The sequence below is a fragment of the Pacificibacter marinus genome (assembly GCF_900109555.1).
Lineage (GTDB): Bacteria > Pseudomonadota > Alphaproteobacteria > Rhodobacterales > Rhodobacteraceae > Celeribacter > Celeribacter marinus_C.
Map to the genome: position 1 here is coordinate 112,704 of NZ_FNZV01000009.1, position 20,785 is coordinate 133,488.

The following is a 20,785-nucleotide window of genomic DNA, read 5'->3' on the forward strand; positions in this document are numbered from 1 at the left end:
AACCTAAGACCGCGTGGCCCCGTTTGATGTCACCAAATACTTGAACGATGTCAATTGTTCCGCCCCAACAGGCCCGCGTGCGTGCATCTTGCCTGTTGCGATTCCAATCTCGCCCCCCATGCCAAATTCACCGCCATCGGCAAATTGCGTGGACGAATTGTGCATCAAAATGGCGCTGTCGATACGTTCAAAAAACCGTGCCACATGGTCGGGCGTCTCGGAAATAATGCAATCCGTGTGCGATGATGAATACTCGTGGATATGCGCAATTGCGCCATCAATATCATCGACAACCTTGGCTGCAATGATGCTATCAAGATACTCACAGCCCCAATCATCATCCGTGGCCAGCACAACACCTTTGATAGCTTGCAGGGCCTTATCCCCACGCACTTCAATCCCAGCCGCGATCAGTGCTTTGATCACATCTACACCAAGAGTGTCCGCTATACCTTTGTGAATCAACAAACATTCGGCAGCGCCGCAAATGCCAGTCCGCCGTGTTTTGGCGTTGATTACCACATCCATCGCTTTTTTCGGATCGCTAGAGGCATCCAAGAATATGTGGACGATCCCCTCAAGATGGGCAAAAACAGGCACGCGAGCCTCTCGTTGCACCAATCCGACAAGACCCTTGCCGCCGCGCGGTACGATCACGTCGATATAGTCGGTCATGGTCAGCATTTCTTTCACGGCTTCGCGGTCCCGCGTCGGCACGCGTTGAATTGCATCAGCTGGCAGACCAGCCGAGACAAGCCCCTCAACAAGGCATTCATGGATCAAACCAGAAGAATGAAAGCTCTCAGATCCACCGCGCAAAATCACCGCATTGCCCGCTTTCAAGCACAAAGCACCAGCGTCAGCCGTCACATTCGGGCGCGATTCATAGATCACACCAATCACCCCAAGCGGTGTGCGTGTCCGCTTGATGTGAATACCAGAAGGCATGTCCCATTCGGCAATCACGTCGCCGACTGGGTCTTTTTGCTCGGCGACGGTGCGCAGCGCATCCATGATGCCGCGAATACGGTCTTCGTCTAGTTTAAGCCGGTCGAGCATGGCATCGGTCAGACCTTTGTCGTGCCCGAATGCCATGTCTTTATCGTTGGCAGTCATGATTTCAGCGCGGCGGGCCCAAATCGCATCAGCCGCCCCAATCAAGGCCGCATATTTGCGTTCAGCAGAGGCATAGCCCAACTCAGCCGCAGCCGCTTTTGCACGTTTACCGATGTCTTGCATCAGCTCGGAAATGTTCACATCTGTCATAGCACCATATCATCCCTATGGATCAAAGCAGAACGGCCTGAATAGCCCAGAATTGCTTGAATATCTTGTGTTTGGGCCCCTTTGATCGTCGCTGCTTCCGCAGCGGTGTATCGTATGAGCCCCAGTCCAACGCGGACCTTATCCGGTCCAAGGATTTCAACTGGGTCACCACGGCCAAATTGGCCTGATACCCCCGTGACTCCTGCTGGCAACAGCGAATTACCTTTTATCAAAGCGCGCGCAGCGCCCGCATCAATGGTGATGGACCCTTTGGGTTTCATCGCACCGATCCAGTTTTTACGCGCCCGTTCTGGGTCTTGCGACGGGATAAACCACGTGGCCTGAGCACCGTTCATCAGCGCCGCCAGCGGATTGTTCACTGCCCCTTGGGTGATGGCCATTGCACACCCCCCCGCCATCGCGGTTTTAGCCGCCATGATTTTGGTTTTCATCCCGCCTTTGGACAGACCTGATACAGGATCGCCCGCCATAGCTTCGATATCTGTCGTGATGTTTGAAACCTGCGCGATGTGAACGGCTGTTGGGTCAGTGTTAGGATTGGCAGTGTACAACCCGTCAATATCTGACAACAAAACCAGCTGATCCGCACCAACAGTGACAGCGATTTGTGCCGCCAAACGATCATTATCACCATAGCGAATTTCATCAGTGGCGATGGTGTCATTCTCGTTGACAATTGGCACGGCCCCAAGCGCCAAAAGGGCTGCGAGAGTGGCACGAGAATTCAAATAGCGACGGCGATCTGCACTGTCATCCAGTGTCAAAAGCACTTGTGCTGTGGTGATGCCGTGAGGTTCAAGCGCCTCTTGATACGCCCGCGCCAGACGGATTTGCCCGACCGATGCGCAGGCTTGAGACTGCTCAAGCGCCAATTCTGTAAAGGAAAGTTTCAAAATTCCGCGACCTAAAGCGATAGAGCCGGATGAAACCACAATCACATCCATCCCCCGTGCTTTCAACATCGCGACATCAGCCGCCAAAGCCGTCAACCAGTCTGACCGCAAAGCGCCGTTTTCGACCAAAAGGGCCGAACCGATCTTTACGACAACACGTTTTGCATCGGTTAAGGTCGCCACGATGTATCTTCCTCATCGCCTCCGTCGGCTTTTTTGACGCGCAAGCGGTCCATAGAAATTTCAGCTTTCAAAGCACGCAAGACAGTGTCGACGCCATCACGGCTGACACCAGACATGGTGTAAACACGCCCGCCGCTGGCTTTTTCAAGCGCTGCAGTTTTTTCGGCAATTTCATCTTCGGTCAGGCTGTCGACTTTGTTGAGCACAGTGATCCGTGGTTTGTCGCCCAATTCGTCGGTGTAATTGGAAATCTCGCCGATGATAACGTTGTAATCATGTGCCACATCTTCAGATGTGCCATCCACAAGGTGCAATAGCACAGCGCAGCGTTCAACGTGACCAAGGAACAAATCCCCCAGACCACGACCTTCAGACGCGCCCTCAATAAGTCCCGGAATATCGGCCACAACAAATTCGGTATTGTCGATGCCGACAACGCCCAAATTCGGGTGCATGGTTGTGAACGGATAGTCAGCCACTTTTGGACGTGCGTTCGATGTCACGGACAAGAACGTCGATTTGCCCGCATTAGGCATGCCCAAAAGACCCGCATCAGCGATCAATTTCAAGCGCAACCAAATGGTGCGATCAATGCCATCTTGGCCAGGGTTTGACGTACGCGGCGCTTGGTTGGTCGAGGATTTAAAGTGCAGGTTGCCCCAACCGCCATTGCCACCTTTGGCCAAGACCAATTTTTGGCCAACTTCAGTCACGTCATATAGAACTGTTTCTTGATCTTCATCCATGATCTCGGTGCCAGCAGGCACGCGTAGATAAATGTCTTTGCCGTCTTTGCCTGTGCGATTGCTGCCCATACCACCCTGCCCGTTTTGGGCAAAAAAGTGCTGCTGGTAGCGAAAATCGATAAGCGTGTTCAAACCATCTACGGCCTCGATAATGACGTTACCGCCTTTGCCGCCGTCACCGCCGTTTGGGCCACCATACTCGATGTACTTTTCACGACGAAACGACACACAGCCGTTGCCACCTGAGCCAGAGCGAATGTAAACTTTGCAAAGATCGAGAAATTTCATGTAGGGATCCCTTCAGACCCGAGACTTAACGTGCGGGCGCGGCAATTTCAATGTGCCTTATGCGCGTGATAGCGGTCGGGCGTAAGAGTTAAAATGCGGGATTTGGTCTGTTTGCCCCGCAGTTTCGATAATTTTAGTTGTTTTATTGCGGTCCGTTGCCAAAGGCTTCGACTGGTACCTACCTTTGCGCACTCAAAGTCAAACCAGAGCGGCAAAACTATGTGCAAATCCCAGCGCACATTCGCGTTGATCAAGGGCGCCTATAACGGGATGCCCTTGATCTTATCACATGGGATCAATCGAGTTTACGCACATAAGTCCATGTCGGCACACGCGCTCCACGCGCCACACTAAAGGTTTCCGCATCGCCCAAGTATTCAAAGCCTGCGTTGGTCACAACACGTGCCGAGGCTTGGTTGTCTTGGAAAATTTCCGCAAACATAGTCTTGTCTCCCAAAGGATTGGCAGCGACCAGCGCGTTGAGTGCAGATGACGCAATACCGGTGCCCCAAAAAGACGGCGCAACCCAAAAGCTGACCTCGGATTGACCACGCTCAAGCGGCTTAAGTTGCATCACACCAAGCACTTCGGACAAGCCGGCAGTTTCGCCATCGAGAATATAGGTGTGAAGCTCAACTTTGGGGTCAAGCGATCTGGCAATGAAGGCTTCGGTCGCGCCCGGCGGCAAGGGGTGCGGCAAAGACCGCGACGCCATGGCAACGCGTTTATCACCCGCATAGAGTGACAACAGCCCAACGTCAGACGTCTTAGGCGCGCGCAGTGTAAAACGATCCGCTTTAATCGGAACTTGTGTCACAGCAATGTCGCGCACGATGGTATGGTCCAATTTCATATCTCTCCTCCTCGAAGAGTAACTCATAATAGCGTCCCCCTCCCAAGGGGCGCTGGCAACAGTCCCTAGACAAGGAAACTGTCGATATTTTTAACATGTTCACTGTTTACATAAGGTCAGTAGATGACCCTACCAAGACACGGGGCATCACAAAATAAAAGGGACCGGCCTAATGGCCGATCCCTAGATTTTAAACCATCAAGGTCGGCTTATTCAGCGGCCTCAGCCACTGGAAGCACGGAAATGAAGGTACGTTTTTTAAGACCCTTGTGGAATTTCACATTACCTTCGACTGTTGCGAAGATTGTGTGATCCTTGCCAAGGCCTACGCCTTCACCTGGGTAAAACTTTGTGCCGCGCTGACGCACGATGATGTTGCCTGCGATTGCAGCCTGACCACCGTAGAGTTTAACGCCGAGACGACGACCAGCTGAGTCGCGACCGTTGCGGGATGAACCGCCTGCTTTTTTATGTGCCATGGTGTGCTCTCCTTAACTCTACTTACTTCGCCAAAGCTTTGGCTTGATCAACCCAGTCCGCTTTCACTTTGACTGCGTCAAATGTGTCAACGTCTACGGCTGCGAGTGCTGCGAAAGATGTGATACCAGCTTCAACCAATTTCTTGGCAGCAGCAGGACCCACACCGTTGATTGCAGTCAGATCGTCTGCACCAGCGGCAGCTGCAGGAGCAGCTTTTTTCGCGGCTGCAGCTTTTGGAGCCGCAGTTGAACCAGCACCGTGTGCTTCTTTACGTGCAAGGCTTGCACCTACAGCGGCTTTTACACCAGAAGCGTCGGCACCTTTTTCAAGGATATCCGTGATACGCAACAATGTGAGTTGCTGACGGTGGCCTTTGGTCCGTTTGGAAGAGTGCTTACGACGACGCTTAACGAAGTTGATAAGCTTTTCGCCTTTGATCTGGTCGATCACTTCGGCTTGAACGGCAGCGCCTTCAACCAAAGGGGCACCAACAGTGGAACCAACCATGAGAATCTCGTTGAACTGGATTTTTTCACCAGCTGCGACAGCGAGCTTTTCAACGCGCAAAACGTCACCGCTTTGTACTTTGTATTGCTTACCGCCAGTTTTCAGAACTGCGAACATGCAGTCGTCCTTTCAATATACCCGCGTTCTTTGGCCCTTTTGCATCTAGGTTGCCCCAATGCGCCAGTGTTTGATGCCTCGAACAGCGCGTCCCTCAGTGGGGACGAGATTTTTCAAAACCTATTGAATGAGATCTGCAAAACAGGATTTCCCAAATCAATAGCCCTCGGCTGCACCTATGGTACGCCAAGTGGCGCGTGTATCAAGTTTTCAGGGCAACATGTCAAGACTGCAATGGGCGTTTGGCAAGGTTTCTTTAGATATCACCGCAAAACGCCCGAACCCGAACAGCTTAAAGGCCTTATAACTCTTCGCCTTCGAAATTTTTCAGCAATGTCGCAGTTCCCGCACCGAGGCCGCGCGCCAAATCTGCGTAGACATTATCGAATGCCGCAAACATAGCGAGATTAAGTGCCCGACCAGCTTCGGACCGACCAAAATCAACATAAGCGCCAAAATCGGCTTCATTCAGGGGCTCATACGCCAAGGCGGAAAAGCCATACACCCATTCACTTACGTGCGCACGAGCCTCAGGCTCACCGGCCCACACTTCGCGCATGATTTCGGATTCATCCAGAGCAAGATCGCCAGGAGAGCCCGCGCTGAACCCGCGATAATAGGCAATATCAGAGTTGAGTGAGCCAACAATGTTGAGTTCGATCAAGTCATTTACTGTGACGTAGTCTTCTATCAATTGTGCGCGTTTGCTTTGCGGATCAAGTTCGGCCCAAAGATCACCTGCGGCCGCCAAAACGGCCTCATCTGCAATGGCTTTGCGGGCGTTTAATTCAAGATCAGCGATTTGACGCCCCAGATCGGTTTCAAAAAACGCAACGATTGGGGTCAAATCGGTTGTTCCCAAAGCATCGTTTAACTCAGCCCGAAAGGCATCTTTCATCGTCGCCTCGTCGTAAAGGCGGACCATCATTTGGTCCCATGCAAATCGCGGCACACCAAGGTCCGCATCAGCGGTTTCATCCGCCATGCTGCGGCCTTCTTCGGCCAGAACTTCAATCACCTCTTCAAACTTCATCAAGTCCATAAGCCGATCGATTGGAGCGGCAGATACGGGTAAAACCCCAAGAGTGCCGATCAAGACGGACACACAAAAGGCACGCAGCGGTAGATGTTTGATCATGGTGAATCCAAAGTTAAGAATTGAAGTCCATTTTAAGGCCTATTCCCATATAACATAAGCAGACCATCGGACATATCCAAGAGCCACACAGGTTTGTGATAAATGATGCGCTTTATTGCCGAAAGTTTGCCACACGCATCACTCGGCGAAGGCCTTATAGGTTTTTATGAAACCCGATCAGTTCCACTTGGCTGTTCACCTGCACCTTTTCAAAAATTTGTTTCAATCGTTGGCGCACAGTTGACACTTTAAGACTGAGAATATCCGCGATCATATTTGGGGTGTTGCCATCCACCAGCAGATCGATAGCGATGATTTCTGATACGGTCAGGCTGTAATCTTCGCGAAGTCGCGTGTGTTTCAAACCTGTGGCGACGCTGCATTCAGTCCGGATGGCACACACTTTAAAGTGCATGAAAAAATGGCGCAAACTTGGGGGGATTTGGATGATCAAAACGTTGGTACTGACTTTGCCCGTATCAAACTGATAGGCGCGACTGATCGATAAGCTGGGGTCACTGACGCAAAGTTCACGAATTTCGGTGGCAATCTTTTCGCTGGTTTCTTCAGGCAGCAAATATCCTATGCGGTTTTGTTTTCGCAGTTTTCCTTGGCTATTAATGCTAAAACACTCAGCCCCATCCACATCCAGCACAAAAACCTCAGATTCCGTTCCTTTGAAAAATTGGGCGAACTGGGCAATTTTTTTATGAGCGATCTCATCTGCGCGGGTGGTTGCTTTGTCAAACATCGCCTGAATGCGTTCGATAAGAATTTTATCTGCTGCGCTGATGGCCGGATGGTCGTTGTCAAAATGGATCGCCATCGCCCAATAGCCGTTTGGCGTCAGAATACGTACACAATAGCTTACCCCGAAATTAAGCGGATAAAGGTAGTCGCGAAAGATCGGGATCAGGTCTTTTTGAGCACGGTCAGGAAAGACATCATGATCACAAGCACTCCCCTTTTGCATCATAAGCTTTAGAACTTTTTCACGCGGATCGTTCTTGAACCACCCTTCCTTGAGATAGGCAGGCAAAGCGTCTTTCATCTCTTTGGTGCCAGCCATCCACATACCGCGAAAAAAAGGATCAATCGCGGGCATAAGCGCGCCCCGAGCCCCTAAAATTTCAACGACAATATCAAGTGCGGGATCCCAATACTGGGCGTCGTCAACGGCCAAAGCAAGAGTCGTTTCAAGCGTTTCAAGCAGATTTTGCATGGACGGATACCTCATAAAACTGGGCGAGCAACATGGTAACAAAGCCTACCTAGGCGATGTGATGACTTAAACATTTTCCCATCCACAAGTCATGGGCTTAAATGGTATGGATATCCAGACCATTACTATAATGCACTGCTAAATAACGATTTAATTGAAAATATTCATAGATCAAATGGTCAAATTTATCAAAAATGAACCTGAACTACCAAATGGTAGTTCGCATAGAGTGACCTGAGGCCTATTCGTATTTCTAGTCCGCCGCACAAGCTGGTGGTTTGTTTGAAGTATTTGAATTGGAATGTCGCCCAATGACCGCATCTTTCCCAGTCCCTTCAATTTTGCGCGTTATAACAATTGTTATATGCGTCACGCTGATTGCTCCGACATACGCACAGGCGCAAAACCTATTGGTCGATAGCGGGTTTGATGCAGCGCCACAAACCGCCCTTGGAAACGCTGGTCCCAAAGACCTGACCCCATGGTCATTTGCCACCCTCATGAACACAGGCGGCATCATTCAAAATGCCCACAATCTTGTAACGGTTGATGGTGCGGGCGGATACAATTACAGCAATTTAGGGCCAGAATCCGACGCCTCGGGCGCAGTTGCAGGAACCAATCAATACTATATCGACAGCGGCACCATTCCAATGCTGGGTTGGCAATATGTCACGCCAAGTTGTTCAGGTACGGCAACGGCAACCCTCTATGTGACCAACCGCGAAGACCACGGTCTCAGTGGTCCGACAGTGATCGGAAACGGAGCACCTACACCTGCCGATCCAAGTCAATTTTTCGCCACAGAGGGCGGATTGGCAGTTTTCCCTGTCTCATCTCAAGTGCCCCCCTTTCCTGCGGGGTTTGCGGTTGAAACGGGTCCCAATGCGCAGCTTGTCTCAGCGTTAAAAACGCAATTCGACAACGAAGAACTGCGATTTGTCTTGGGCGCGGGGTCAACTCAGGCCTACCCATGGACCCCCATCTCAACCCAAGTGCCCGTCACCGCAGGGCAAGTCTATGCCTATATGGTCGAACTGGGGCACAGCGTGAACATGGACAACGCGTCGCTTGAAATAGCTTGCGAAGATCCTGTCCCCCAAAAAGATCCCGTCGATTTTGGATTAAAAAAGGGCTGCCGCGCCATGGGCGTTGAAAATGGAACGGCGCACTATCTGTGTTCAATCTACGTCAGCCCGCCCAGCAGTGGCACGCTCACGTCTCCATTGACGCTTGATGAATTGTTCACAACCGTCTCTGGCGCACCTGCCACGACTTACATCCAAGCACTACAAGGCACGCCTGCCGCTCCGAATGGGTGGCTCTGTCAGCAGCCTGCATTTGCGAACGGCGCGTCTTGCACCATTTCAGCAGCGGATTTCAACGGCAACACGAACCACCGGATTGACGCGCAAATTTCGATTCCAACCGCAGCTTTGGTCAAAGAAGGTTTTAAAAACTGCGCCCAAGTGCGCATCGGCGACAAAGTTGTCGGGTCATCCGAATGCATCGATATCGAGCGTGACGTCGAGCCGACGTTTGACATCGAAAAAACATGCGGGCCTTCGGGCGACCGAATGACCTTTAGTCCAACATTTTGGGTGCAGCCCTACCAATGCACACTGACGGTCACAACGAACGGCGCGCCCCTTACAGGGACGCTGTGGATGACCGAAAACCTTAGCTTTGGTCAAAACCCAGGCGCAGCGCAAATTCAAAACCTAACCTCGGCCGATCCTTGGGTTTGCGCGACACCGCCTTTCGCGGCACCGGGGCAAGGCACCCAACCCAATTGCAGCATTCAAGGCAGCCAATTCCCCGCATCAGGCACGTCAACACTGACGGTCGATCTTTTGATGAATGCGTCAATGGATCTTTTCGGCGCGCAGAACTGTGCCTCGCTTTTGTTGGGTAAAGAACATGCCAATGGTCTTGAAGTGGCCAATGATTGCGATGTGATCGCAGGCCCACCTGCCCCACAAACGCCAAGTCTTGATATCTCAAAAAATTGCGCTGCGGGTGTGCGTGGAAGTGATGGAATTTGGACCGTTGATTGCGAAATTATCGTTGAACTTGAAGGATTTGACCCTCAACAGCCGCATCAAATTTATCTGCGCGACGAATTGCAACTTGATGGCATTCACACCCCGTTGACCTCATTAATGCCATTCCCAACGATGGGCATGGGCAGTTGGGGGCCGACGACAGGAACCCCTGCAGGCTACAACTCAGGCAGCGGTATGAGCCATAACTACATTGGTTCAGATGGCAGCGGCACAATTACCGTGCCCTATACCGCAACATTTTCTGGTTCAGGCGGACGTCCTCTTTCAGGACCGCAGGCGATGAATTGCACGTGGGTCTACATTACAACGCTCAACTTACGTGCCCCATCAGGTCCACTTGGAACCGAAAAACTATGTGTGCCGCTTAATTTCCCATTGTCCGCCGTTGTCGGCAGTAAACCCGTCATTGCAGATCCAGCACAGCCCAGCGAGCCTATTTTGGGAACTGGCGAAGCCCATCCGGGACCGATCATCGACCATGTTGCCCCACCATTGACCCCAACGCCAGGCACAGGAAGCATCAGTGTGGATACGGACATTCCCGTGACTGTCGTATCCCCTGCGGGCTGTGGTTTTGATACATTGTTTGTGATTGATCGGTCTGGGTCGATGAATACACACAACCGTTTGCAGTTGACCAAACAGGCCGTACTTTCCGCCCTGCATATTTTTGAAGGCGGTGGTTCAAAATCAGGTGCCATTGCTTTTAGCACAACCGCCGCACCTATAGGCGCAAGTTCGGCTGTGCTGCCATCACAAGCTTTGGACGCCGCGATTTCAAACTTAAGTGCTTTGGGTCTAACAAATTGGCAATCGGGCTTTGAAATGGCCAATCTGGTTGTCTCACCGCTGACCGACAAGCCTTTGGTCTTGTTCATCACGGATGGACTTCCCAATAGACCATCTCCCGCGACTGGCCCTGTAGGAAACTACCCCATCACTCAAGCCGTTCCTGCGTTAAATGCCTTGCGCGCGCAAGGCAGCCGTGTTGTGGGGATTACCATCGGTGGTGCGGGGGTCGCGACGCGCCTCACTCAGTTTCTTGGACACAATCTTGTCGTTGCAGGCGGCAATGTGGCCATTGATCCGCAAAGCACCGACGTTATTTCCATTCCATCCTCTGATTTGATCATTCCCGCGTTTGAAGCCATCGCACAGGCCTATTGTCCAAGCCGAGGCAAAATGACGGGCGCGCAAAAGCTTTCATTGATGACAGCGTTGCAAGCGATACCCAAATCGGCAGGTGTCTATATGGGCGACGATGAAATGCCCCCAGAACCACAACAAGAAGCCGAGGTTCAACCGCAAGTAACGCCCGTAATCACCCCAAACCTAACAATCGTCAAATCGCAAACCTCGGCCTGCGAACCCAATCGTGCCAGCCAAACCTATGACTGTGGTTTCCGTCTTTCAGTGACGAACACCGGCACCACAACATATTTGGGGCGACTTGTGATGACAGACACGGGCGGCACACCGCAAATGCACGCGGCAACGGCACTTTCAAACAATGGTTGGCGCTGTGGCCCAGTTGTGCGCAATGCGATGTCTTGCACCAAATCTGCCGCCAATTTGGCCCCCGGTGCATCAACACATATTGATCTGCGCGTTCAAGTGAACGGTCTGCGTAATGGCGGCAGTTATCAAAACTGCGCCACAACTGGGGTCACTGAAGATCGCAGGCAGCGTGTGGCTTTGGTCCAAAAAATCATGAATGATCGCGGTCTGAATGCAGGCCCTGTTGATGGAGCTGCCGGCAGCAAAACATATGCTGCTTTAGCGGTATTGCAAAAACAACTTGGCCTGCCGGTTGGACGAGATTTTGATGACGCATTGTTTGCAGCTTTGGGTCTGCCATTGGCGCGCGCAGGTGCGCAATCTTGTGTGACGGCCAATTTGCCAGATATGCCAGCGCCCTCTTTGCAATGCGAGCCTGCAACAACGGTGAAACAAGGCGAATCCTGTGCGTGTCGGTTTGACAATATGGAACGCCGCACCGCAACGTCTTGTCAGTGTGGTGGTGGGTTCACATTCGTTCGCGGCAAAGGCTGTGTGGTTGACGCAGTCCCTGCCCCACAACCTGTGCCTGCGCCCAATCCCGATCCAGAACCTGCCCCAGATACACCCGATGCACCCGCGTTGGTCTGTGATGCGGCGACCACACGTTTGCGTGGTGATCAATGTGTTTGCCTTGATCCAAAGAACGCGCAAAACGTCTCGCCGACTCAGTGTCGTTGCACCAATGGACTGCCGATGATTGGCGGGAAATGCCTGCCTGTGGAGATCAATCCAACGCCAAAACCTGCCCCAGATACGGGCAGTGTTCCGCGCCCCACAGATGAGGCAGCCGAGGCTGACAAATGCAAGATACTACTCAACGGTATTTGCATAAAAAAATAGATTTTTATCAAGGTGTTATTGGATATAAAACACCTGATATCGCATAATCTTCACCGATACGTCATCGATTGTGAGCCGATGATTTAGGCAAATAAGTTAACCGAATTAGTTTGTAACAAGGACCCAAAATTTGATGCGTAAACGTCAATTTACGGCTCATGCCGCAGCTCTTGCCACCGCGTTGATGTTTACCACCGCGCCGAGTTTTTCTGCGAGCGGAAATGATCCGATCGGTGGCATCGATATCATTATTAATGAAGACCCCGGCTCTCATCCGATCAAACCATTTTCTTTGGATCAAGACGAATTCAAAACCTTTAACGGCCTAAAAGATACGGCGGGCTTAGACCTTGTTCTTTCGACCGTGTCCAAACGTATTGATGCAGACGACGCGCGACACACTTCAATTAAAATTCAACTCTGAAGCCATCGCACGTCCGACGAAAATGAGCGTGACTGCGCCACGAAAACCATGCCCGAAACTCAAAGAACTGCCTAAACAGTAAGGACATAACAATGACCCACATTAGGAACATCGCATTTGCCATCGCGTTGCCATTGGGCGCACTTTTCAGTGCCCCCGCTTCGGCAAATGATTTGGATTGGATTGTTGGCTGTTGTCTCAGTCCAAACCCCATTGAATGCTTTAAGGAAGGCAGTGCGGAAGTCAAATTCAAGGATGAAGAACGGCTTGCATCACTCACAGAGCGCATGACGAAATTGTCCCGATCTGGTGCCTTTGATGAAGCGCGCAAAACCAAAGATGCGCTGGGCCTTAAAAAGGGCCCCTACACATCATCCTGCGGCATCGAAAAAACGCTGACCCTGTTCGAAAAGCGCGTTCCATTTGAAAAAATTCAGGCCGAATGTGACGTAAAATCGGTCCGAAAATAACCCTTTATTCTAACCTCTGGCGATGATTGTCAGTGCATTTCCACTTATAAAAAGGCTATCAAAATGACTCACTTCAATCTCAAAACACTCTTTGCAGCGACCCTCTTTGCAGGTGCCGCCACACTTTCAGCAGCTCCAGCACACGCAAGTTTTGAAGGCTGTATGGCACGCAACGCTGACTATATCGGTTGCTGGTTGTCCGAAAAACTGGACGGAGACTATATTCATGGCGGACAATTGGACCTGACCGGAGAAGACACCAATCGCATCGATAAGCTGATGTCCGCAGGCTATATGAAAATTGATGCCGTCAAAGGCGAACAGCAGGTCGGCAAAGTAAAAGGCGCGCAAGCTATGGCCAAAGCCAAGGCTGCGCCAAGTCTTGCAAAAGCCAAAAGCGTCGAATCCGTCGCGAAAGGCACACATATACAAAGCTGTGAAACAGGCAAAATTCTTGACATGATCGAGAAAAAAGTCGCCCCGGCAGACATCGCAAAGTCTTGTTACAAATAAAAATGTCGATCTCTGCATAAAACCGACATATCAGGCCCGCGCGCGACGTGGGCCTGACCAAATATCTTAAAATAACGTCCCCTTTTCAAACCATGAGGCCCTTCATGCTCTGTTCTTTTATGCCCAAATCTTTCACATTTATCACAGCAAGTGCCCTAAGCTTGTGGGCGGGTATTTGCAGTGCTGAAATGATGCAAGTCGTTGATATTGCTGATGGAGATACCTTGAATGTCCGCCAAGGGCCGTCTGCGTCCGCACTAGATATCGGTGACCTTGATGAGCACACGTATATCGACGTGATTGGGTACAACATTGATCAAACATGGGCCCGTATTCAATATGGTGAAACGGCGGGTTGGGTCTTTGCCAAACACCTGTTACGCGGCGACATGCCTAAGGCCACCATTGGCACAAATATCGTCACGGGCATCGCCGCTGATGACCCCGATGGCGGTCTGGTTGTGCGCAGTGGCGCAGGGACTGAATTTGCAGCAATCGGGGCGCTGCGCAATGACACAATGGTGCATGTAATTCAACAAAGCCGTGATGGAAAATGGGCCATGATTGGCTTTGGTGGTGATGCAGGATGGGTCAGCACATCCTATCTCAAGGGGCAGACCGCGACGCCAACACCGATGCCCTCTGCCAGTCCGCAGATTGCCTCGGATGGTGGGGTATTACCCGCTGTGTTCACCGTGACCGGCGTGGCTGCAAATGACCGTCTTTGGGTGCGAGATGCGCCCCAGCCAACAGGCGGTCGCATTGGCAGCTTGGAGCCGGGCGAATTGGTGGGCGTTGATGGCACAGCTTCGGGAGATTGGGTGCAAATCACGCTCAACGGTCAGATTGGGTACATCAATTCCAGCTATCTGACACGGGCTAACGAAAGCAGTGCGGGCACCACTCCAGACGGGTTTCCACTTGGGATCATCTGTCGTGGCACCGAACCTTTTTGGACACTTACCATCGCAGAAGATCGCTCTGTACAGTATACATCTTTAATCAATGGGCCTGATCCGATCACGGCGTTGAAGCAAACGACACCTGCCATAGGTGGCGGATACCCCTATGATTTCGCTGCACAATCCTACACCGGAACCTTAAACTCACAAATGTGTTCCGACGGAATGTCTGACATATCGTATTCAATGGCCCTTCAATTGCTAAAGCCAAACGGACAAGGCGGTGTTGAAACACTCCATGGGTGCTGCAACTTGAATTGATCCGCTGATTACGCGCACTCAAGGCATTTCCCACATCCCAGCTCAGCGCCGTTGCACAATTTGCGACGGCGTTAGCAGGTGATGTAGCGCTCAGCCAAATCATTGCGCCGCTGCACAGTTCGCGGGGTCCAACGTCTGTCATTTTTGAAACTGTTGAGCAGTTCCACACCCAAAAATACGGGCAAAAGACGATCAAGTTCGCCCTCGGGTAAGATACTGCGAAACGGCGCAATCACGCTTTCATCAAAGCCAAAGATCGTGCCTGCGGTTTGGCATTTGGCGTTGGTTTTGATGAGAAAATGCGCCACATCACGCACCACGATCCCAATGTTCTTGGCTTGAAAATCTATACCGTAGATATAATCTTGGCTGATCAATAGGTTACCCAAGTGGAAATCACCATGGATAACAGATTTTGTGACCAACCCTGCGGCCCCTTGCAGATGGATGAGCGCCTTTTGCAAAATGGCGTCATAAAGCTGCTGTGCAGTGTCATTTACCAACTCAAAATGAGTCTGTGCGCTCATCACATCACGCCAATAATTTGAAGTTATCATATTGGTTTTACTTGTTTTTTTCACCAACACCCCCAACCACAGCGCAGCGCGGGGCACTAAAAACGGCAAAGGGTCTTCATCTGGGATCAAGAGCGCATCCCCCGAAATTCCGGGGCATTTTTCCAGACAATAAAAGCCAAGATCAGGACGCGACAACAGCAGTTTCGGCCCCCGCGCGGGGGTGTCTGATCCCAAAATATCTGCAATATTTCGAACAAGAAATGACTCTTCTTCAACCTGAGAAAAAGCACCTAAGCCACTGTAATACTTTAAAATAACATCTTCGCCATCAAGCGTACAGTGCCAGACAGATTTGCTAGGTTTATCTTTAAGACAATCACCAAGCGTGATGCGATTGCCCACACCACGGTCCGCGTCGATCGCAGCTTGCAGATTGGTTTTGGTGTTGGTGTTGGATGTGTGCATGCGCAATCAATTTCAGGGTATTTTTTCAAACAAATCTATCACTGGATGCTGCGTCAAAGTACACCAAAAGGCAACGACGCGTTGCCGTTTTGGGCGGTATGTTTGGCGTCGGCTATTGGTATGGCAACTGTCGGATTTGCGTCTGCTATGTGTGCCGCATATTTGAGATGCGCGTGGGCCTATCGTGCGATGACCAAATCGACCTTTAATCCGCCCAATTCCACACTGTCGCCCAAACGTAAACTGCCGCCATGTTTTCGGGCAATATCGGTTGCAATGGCCAACCCTAGCCCAACCCCAGACCCGCGATTTTGATTGCGGGCTTCATCTAGACGCACAAAAGGTTGCAATGCCTTTTCGCGGTCTGATGCAACAATCCCCGGACCATCATCTTCGACGCTAAACACCACAGAGCGCTCGTGCACAGTCAATGACAGACGCGCGCGTTTGCCATATCTTAGAGCGTTGGAAATCAGATTGTCCAAAGCCCGCGCCAAAGCGTCAGGGCGCGCCGACATCATAGTTTCACCCAGATCGCAGGCATACAGTTCAACCTGCCCGCCTGCCCGCACAGCCCGCGTGTGCGCGGCAGATAAAATCACATTGGCATCGACCGTTTGCGGCGCATCCAACGCATCTGCGCGGGTAAAGGCCAAGAACTCGTCCAAGAGCCGCTCCATTTCCAACAAATCCTCTTGCATGGCGGCAATATCGTCGTCCAAACTTGGATCGACTTGCAAAAGTGACAGGCTTAGTTTCATCCGCGTCAACGGCGTGCGCAGGTCATGGGACACCCCTGATAAAATCAAAGTACGCTGTTCAAGGTGGCGTTCAATGCGCGCGCGCATGTCAACGAAAGCGGCCCCTGCGGCACGTACTTCTAAAGCGCCAGCCAACCTGTACGGTTCATTGCGTCCGCGACCAAATGCTTCGGCGGCGCGCGCCAAACGCCGGATCGGGCGCAGTTGATTGCGCAAGAAAATAGACGCGACAAAGGCCATGATCACACTGGTCACAGTGGTCATCAAGATTAACTGGTGCGGATTTCTGGCCGAGGCACGCTCACGCGGGATCGCCAACCCAAGGCGCCCCGCACGTGTGGCAATGCTCAGCTGCACAAGACGATCATTTGTGGTTAAATCGACCCCTTCGATATTTGGAACATTTTCGATTAAAGTGCTCGTAATCAAGATGCCTGAAAAATCATACCACGGCCTGCGGGTTTGCACGGGCGCCACATCATCGCCAAAGGACGAGGTGAACCCAAGCTTCATATCAAGCGCAACCAGCACTTCTGGCAGCACGGCAGCATCAAGATTTTCCAAGCCATCGGTGTAAAACGACACTTCGGCTTGCACACCGCGCATCAATTGTCGGGTCACATCGCTAAAATAGCGTTGCGAAAAGGCGATCAAAACCACAAGTTGCAATACAACGATTGGCACCAACAAGATGAGCACAGCACGGCCATACAATCCGCGCGGCATATATTTTTTGAGCCATGAAAATACCATAGGCCATTGGTAGCTGCGTGCGCGTGGCTTGCAAAGAGGAAACACACGATGCAACGCCCAGACACCATCACCCAGCTTGCCGCAGATCTTGTGCGGGTGATTGCCCCCAACCCATCGCCGATGACGTTTTGGGGCACCAACAGTTATATTTTGGGCATGGGACGAGAGCGCGTGTTGATTGATCCGGGTCCGATCAGCGGGCCGCATGCGGATGCGTTGCACAGCGTGCTGCCAGACGGGGCGCGGGTGTCGCATATTTTGGTGACCCATGCGCACAAAGATCACAGCGCAGGCGCACGGCACATGGCGCAGGCCACAGGCGCGCCGATTTATGCCTTTGGCGATGCTTTGGCAGGCCGGTCTGATACGATGAAGGCTTTGGCTGAGACATTCAATTTGGGGGGTGGCGAAGGTGTTGATCTGGATTTCACGCCTGACATTTGTCTTGGGGATGGTGAGACGCTTCACACCGCCGCAGGTCAGATCACTGCGCTGCACACCCCTGGGCATATGGGCAATCATTTGTGCTTTGCGTGGCAAGGTCGTTTGTTCAGCGGCGATTTGATTATGGGCTGGTCCAGTTCGTTGATTTCACCCCCCGATGGAGACGCCGAAACGTTTCGCAGCAGTTGCCAAGCGCTTTTGGCGCGCCGTGACGGCCCGCTCTATCCTGGGCATGGGGACGCGCTAGAAACCGCCCACGCAAGGATCACATCATTGCTGGATCACCGTGCCCAACGCGAGACCCAAGTTTTACAGGCTTTGAGCAGCAAAAACAGCACGCTGCCAGAGATCACCCAAGCGGTCTACGGCGATTTAAACCCGTTCACGTTTCAGGCAGCTATGCGCAACACATTCGCCCACCTCATTGATCTGCAACAACAATACAAGGTTTCAGCCACACCAAGCTTAAGCGAAACCGCTGTATTTTCCTTGGTAAATGACAAAGTTTAAAAAAAGTCGAATTTTGTCACAAATTCCTCTTGCGGCCTCCAAACCCCATGGCTATACAGCCCACACATTCCGGCGTAGCTCAGCGGTAGAGCAGTTGACTGTTAATCAATTTGTCGTAGGTTCGATCCCTACCGCCGGAGCCATAAACAACTTAAGTTGTTGATATGGATGAGAAAACGAAAGTGGCTCCAACCACTTTCGTTTCTCCCCTTAAATTCGTCTCACTGGCGTCTCACAAAGGGTTCACAGGGTACCGATTTTTAGTATTCGTAAGCGATGGCCTCAAATTTGAGGTCCACAGTGACAAATCAAAAATACCTCTACTGCAAACGCAATCGCTTCTACTTTCGCCGCCGCATCCCAGGGTTATCCACATTTTTCTCGCCAGTATGCATCACATTGGGGACGACAGATCAAAATCTTGCACTTAAATGGATTGAGTGCCTTAAGATGGAGTTCGACCAAATGTTTGATAGTTTTCTTTTGCTTAAACCAGCTTTACCAGACGATATTGTGTCTCGGTATTTCGAGCATTACCTCAAAAATTGCATCTCGGAACTGAATCGTCAGGTTAATTTCTCTCGGATGAAGGGTCGGTACTCAGATTTCAATGAGCGCATACTAAATCTGCTTCCCATTATCTATCAGAGTTTTCTTGAACGCGGTATTCGTAAAAAGTTTCCGATGAATGACATTGATCCAACTTGGGACAAAGAGACCTTAGATACACTCTTGCATTTGTATGCTGTTGAAGCTCGCAAGGCCTTTTCAAAACCAACTACCGATCGACTGTGCTCCACCTTCACGGATTTAACAAATGAAGTCATCAATGACCAAGAACATCTGGCGCAGCTTCGTGGGTCACATTTTCGCGCACGCCTGCAGGCATTGCAAAAGTTTCAATTGGGATCCGAGTCCCACGTTGATAATGGTGAACTTAAGACGGTAAGTCATACTAAACATCTGGCAACAGCGTGCGTGGGCACCACCCCCGAAGAGAATCCTGCTCTGAGTGCCTCACTGCCTGCTGCGCCCTCAGCCATAAGCACCAAAACACCAGAAATACCGCAAAACTTTGGGGCATCCGCCACTTCAAAAAATATATGTAAGACCATGAAAACTCTTGAAGAGTATTTTTATGACGAACAGGAATACGCTGAACTTGCCACACCAGAAGAATGGTCAAATAATATCGCACATATCTTCTGGCGATCTGCAGTCGATAACAACATGAGTAATGACGTCAAAAAACAGCGAGGATCAGATATCCGTCGTTTTATGTTTATTACCGGCATTGCCAATGTCACCGATATTCGTCAGGCGCACTTGGCCCACTGGTCTGATAGCTTGAAGAAGTTCCCTAAAAACTTCTTACGTTCTTCTAAAGATGCACACCGCACAGTTGAAGAGGTGTACTTGAATGGCAAGCATATGGCAGCCAATGAGCTTGGCTTAGACGCAAGCACGCGTCGGCGTCATGTGAAATCAGTTGAATTGGTGATTGCACGCGCAAAGGCAGAAGGAATTCCGCTGCCTGATCTCGACACGAAAAACCTGAAGCCGAAAAAGAAATCTTCACGCAACAAACATAAAGCACGTGCTGTTTTTCGTATAGATGAAGCCCGTAAACTGTTTTCCCACACGATTTGGACAGGAGCGCACTCGGCGGGGCGCCGCCACGAGCAGGGCACAACCGTTGTGCAAGATGGAAAATACTGGATTCCGCTCATCTTGGCTTATACTGGCGCAAGACGGGCTGAGATTTCGGGTATGTTGGCGTCAGACGTTCAGGTCATAGAAGGCATCCCTGCCCTCGTGATCCAGTCCAACGTCTACCGCGGCATCAAAGGTGAAGCGGCGGACATCAACGAAGATGATAAGTTGACGCGCGTCGTGCCTATTCATTCCCATCTGATAGAACTTGGCTTTCTTGAATATGCCGGTTCAATCGCCAAGAAGGGTCACAAGCTACTATTTCCCGATGTTGTACCTGTACCACGAAAAGGATCTAAGCGCTCAAAAGCCGAAGATCCTGCATTGTCGGTAGAAAAATTCGGGGAACGTTTTGATGACGCTTGGCGCAAAGCAATGAATATTTCATTAGATGATAACCCGCGCAAACTTTGCATTCATAGCCTCAGACATTACGTCAACCACACCTTGTTGCACTGCAATGATGTACTTGGGGTTACGCGGACTGACTTGGTGGGCCACATCGATAATGATGAGAAAGAAGGGACCAACACATCCACATATCGCGACGAAACACCACTCAGCGTTAAGCGGGAGGCAATTGAGAAACTGCCGCGGTTAATGTCAGTATATCACACGTAGATATGAGCGAGCGCCCCTTTCCTGCCTTTCACTGATGGCGCCTACGGTAGTGTGGCTGCGGTTTCCCATGTGTGAGACGAGGATCGGAGCTGTCCAAATGACCGGCTTGAACCTTATCAAAAGTGGGGGCTTTCAGGCGTTGCCTGAGCCCGATTGATTTGGTGTGTACACGTCCAATGGAACTTTGTTA

General features: G+C 51.1%; 17 protein-coding genes and 1 tRNA gene. 8 read left to right on the forward strand and 10 right to left on the reverse strand.

Features of this window, described 5'->3' with window-relative positions:
- Positions 1–3: 3 nt before the first annotated feature.
- The 8 genes from BM025_RS12580 to BM025_RS12615 form a co-directional block, all read right to left on the reverse strand.
- On the reverse strand, positions 4–1,266 hold the full coding sequence (locus BM025_RS12580) for a glutamate-5-semialdehyde dehydrogenase (RefSeq protein ID WP_085849913.1): 1,263 nt from the start codon (positions 1,264–1,266) through the stop codon (positions 4–6).
- Positions 1,263–2,363: a glutamate 5-kinase gene (gene proB, locus BM025_RS12585; RefSeq protein ID WP_085849914.1), complete on the reverse strand. Its 1,101-nt coding sequence runs from the start codon at positions 2,361–2,363 to the stop codon at positions 1,263–1,265. The genes BM025_RS12580 and proB overlap by 4 nt, the downstream gene beginning before the upstream one ends.
- Complete coding sequence (gene obgE / locus BM025_RS12590; RefSeq protein WP_085849915.1) at positions 2,351–3,397, reverse strand: GTPase ObgE; 1,047 nt, start codon at positions 3,395–3,397, stop codon at positions 2,351–2,353. The genes proB and obgE overlap by 13 nt, the downstream gene beginning before the upstream one ends.
- 295 nt (positions 3,398–3,692) lie before the next feature.
- A complete protein-coding gene (locus BM025_RS12595) occupies positions 3,693–4,250 on the reverse strand; it encodes a GNAT family N-acetyltransferase (RefSeq protein ID WP_085849916.1) in 558 nt (185 codons plus the stop codon).
- Positions 4,251–4,459: 209 nt separating this feature from the next.
- Positions 4,460–4,729 carry a 50S ribosomal protein L27 gene (rpmA, locus tag BM025_RS12600; protein WP_085849917.1) on the reverse strand — a complete coding sequence of 90 codons (270 nt, stop codon included), beginning with the start codon at positions 4,727–4,729 and terminating at the stop codon, positions 4,460–4,462.
- Between the two features lie 22 nt (positions 4,730–4,751).
- Positions 4,752–5,354 (reverse strand): 50S ribosomal protein L21, encoded by a 603-nt coding sequence (locus BM025_RS12605; RefSeq protein ID WP_085849918.1) that lies wholly within the window; start codon positions 5,352–5,354, stop codon positions 4,752–4,754.
- Between the two features lie 301 nt (positions 5,355–5,655).
- Positions 5,656–6,492: a DUF2059 domain-containing protein gene (locus BM025_RS12610; RefSeq protein ID WP_085849919.1), complete on the reverse strand. Its 837-nt coding sequence runs from the start codon at positions 6,490–6,492 to the stop codon at positions 5,656–5,658.
- A gap of 154 nt (positions 6,493–6,646) precedes the next feature.
- Positions 6,647–7,714: a helix-turn-helix transcriptional regulator gene (locus tag BM025_RS12615; RefSeq protein WP_170842191.1), complete on the reverse strand. Its 1,068-nt coding sequence runs from the start codon at positions 7,712–7,714 to the stop codon at positions 6,647–6,649.
- A gap of 311 nt (positions 7,715–8,025) precedes the next feature.
- Between BM025_RS12615 and BM025_RS12620 the strand changes: the two genes are divergently transcribed.
- From BM025_RS12620 to BM025_RS12640, 5 genes are all read left to right on the forward strand, one after another.
- Positions 8,026–12,180, forward strand: coding sequence for a VWA domain-containing protein (locus BM025_RS12620; RefSeq protein ID WP_085849921.1), 4,155 nt, complete (start codon positions 8,026–8,028; stop codon positions 12,178–12,180).
- Between the two features lie 133 nt (positions 12,181–12,313).
- The gene (locus BM025_RS12625; RefSeq protein WP_085849922.1) at positions 12,314–12,604 is read left to right on the forward strand and encodes a hypothetical protein; all 291 of its coding nucleotides are present in this window, start codon (positions 12,314–12,316) and stop codon (positions 12,602–12,604) included.
- Positions 12,605–12,696: 92 nt separating this feature from the next.
- Positions 12,697–13,074 carry a hypothetical protein gene (locus BM025_RS12630; protein ID WP_085849923.1) on the forward strand — a complete coding sequence of 126 codons (378 nt, stop codon included), beginning with the start codon at positions 12,697–12,699 and terminating at the stop codon, positions 13,072–13,074.
- Positions 13,075–13,137: 63 nt separating this feature from the next.
- Positions 13,138–13,587 (forward strand): hypothetical protein, encoded by a 450-nt coding sequence (locus BM025_RS12635; protein WP_085849924.1) that lies wholly within the window; start codon positions 13,138–13,140, stop codon positions 13,585–13,587.
- Positions 13,588–13,691: 104 nt separating this feature from the next.
- On the forward strand, positions 13,692–14,810 hold the full coding sequence (locus BM025_RS12640) for an SH3 domain-containing protein (protein WP_170842192.1): 1,119 nt from the start codon (positions 13,692–13,694) through the stop codon (positions 14,808–14,810).
- A 71-nt stretch (positions 14,811–14,881) separates the two neighbouring features.
- Here the strand turns inward: BM025_RS12640 and BM025_RS12645 are convergent, their stop codons facing one another.
- Both BM025_RS12645 and BM025_RS12650 read right to left on the reverse strand, forming a co-directional pair.
- The gene (locus tag BM025_RS12645) at positions 14,882–15,793 is read right to left on the reverse strand and encodes a phosphotransferase (RefSeq protein ID WP_085849926.1); all 912 of its coding nucleotides are present in this window, start codon (positions 15,791–15,793) and stop codon (positions 14,882–14,884) included.
- A gap of 179 nt (positions 15,794–15,972) precedes the next feature.
- Positions 15,973–17,280 (reverse strand): ATP-binding protein, encoded by a 1,308-nt coding sequence (locus BM025_RS12650; RefSeq protein ID WP_244515681.1) that lies wholly within the window; start codon positions 17,278–17,280, stop codon positions 15,973–15,975.
- Positions 17,281–17,355: 75 nt separating this feature from the next.
- Between BM025_RS12650 and BM025_RS12655 the strand changes: the two genes are divergently transcribed.
- The 3 genes from BM025_RS12655 (at position 17,356) to BM025_RS12665 (ending at position 20,595) form a co-directional block, all read left to right on the forward strand.
- Entirely contained in the window at positions 17,356–18,261 is a 906-nt protein-coding gene (locus BM025_RS12655) for an MBL fold metallo-hydrolase (RefSeq protein ID WP_085849928.1), read from the forward strand.
- A 68-nt stretch (positions 18,262–18,329) separates the two neighbouring features.
- Positions 18,330–18,404 (forward strand) — tRNA-Asn (locus BM025_RS12660).
- A 157-nt stretch (positions 18,405–18,561) separates the two neighbouring features.
- Positions 18,562–20,595, forward strand: a complete 2,034-nt coding sequence (locus tag BM025_RS12665; RefSeq protein WP_139204573.1) for a site-specific integrase — start codon at positions 18,562–18,564, stop codon at positions 20,593–20,595.
- Positions 20,596–20,785 lie beyond the last annotated feature (190 nt).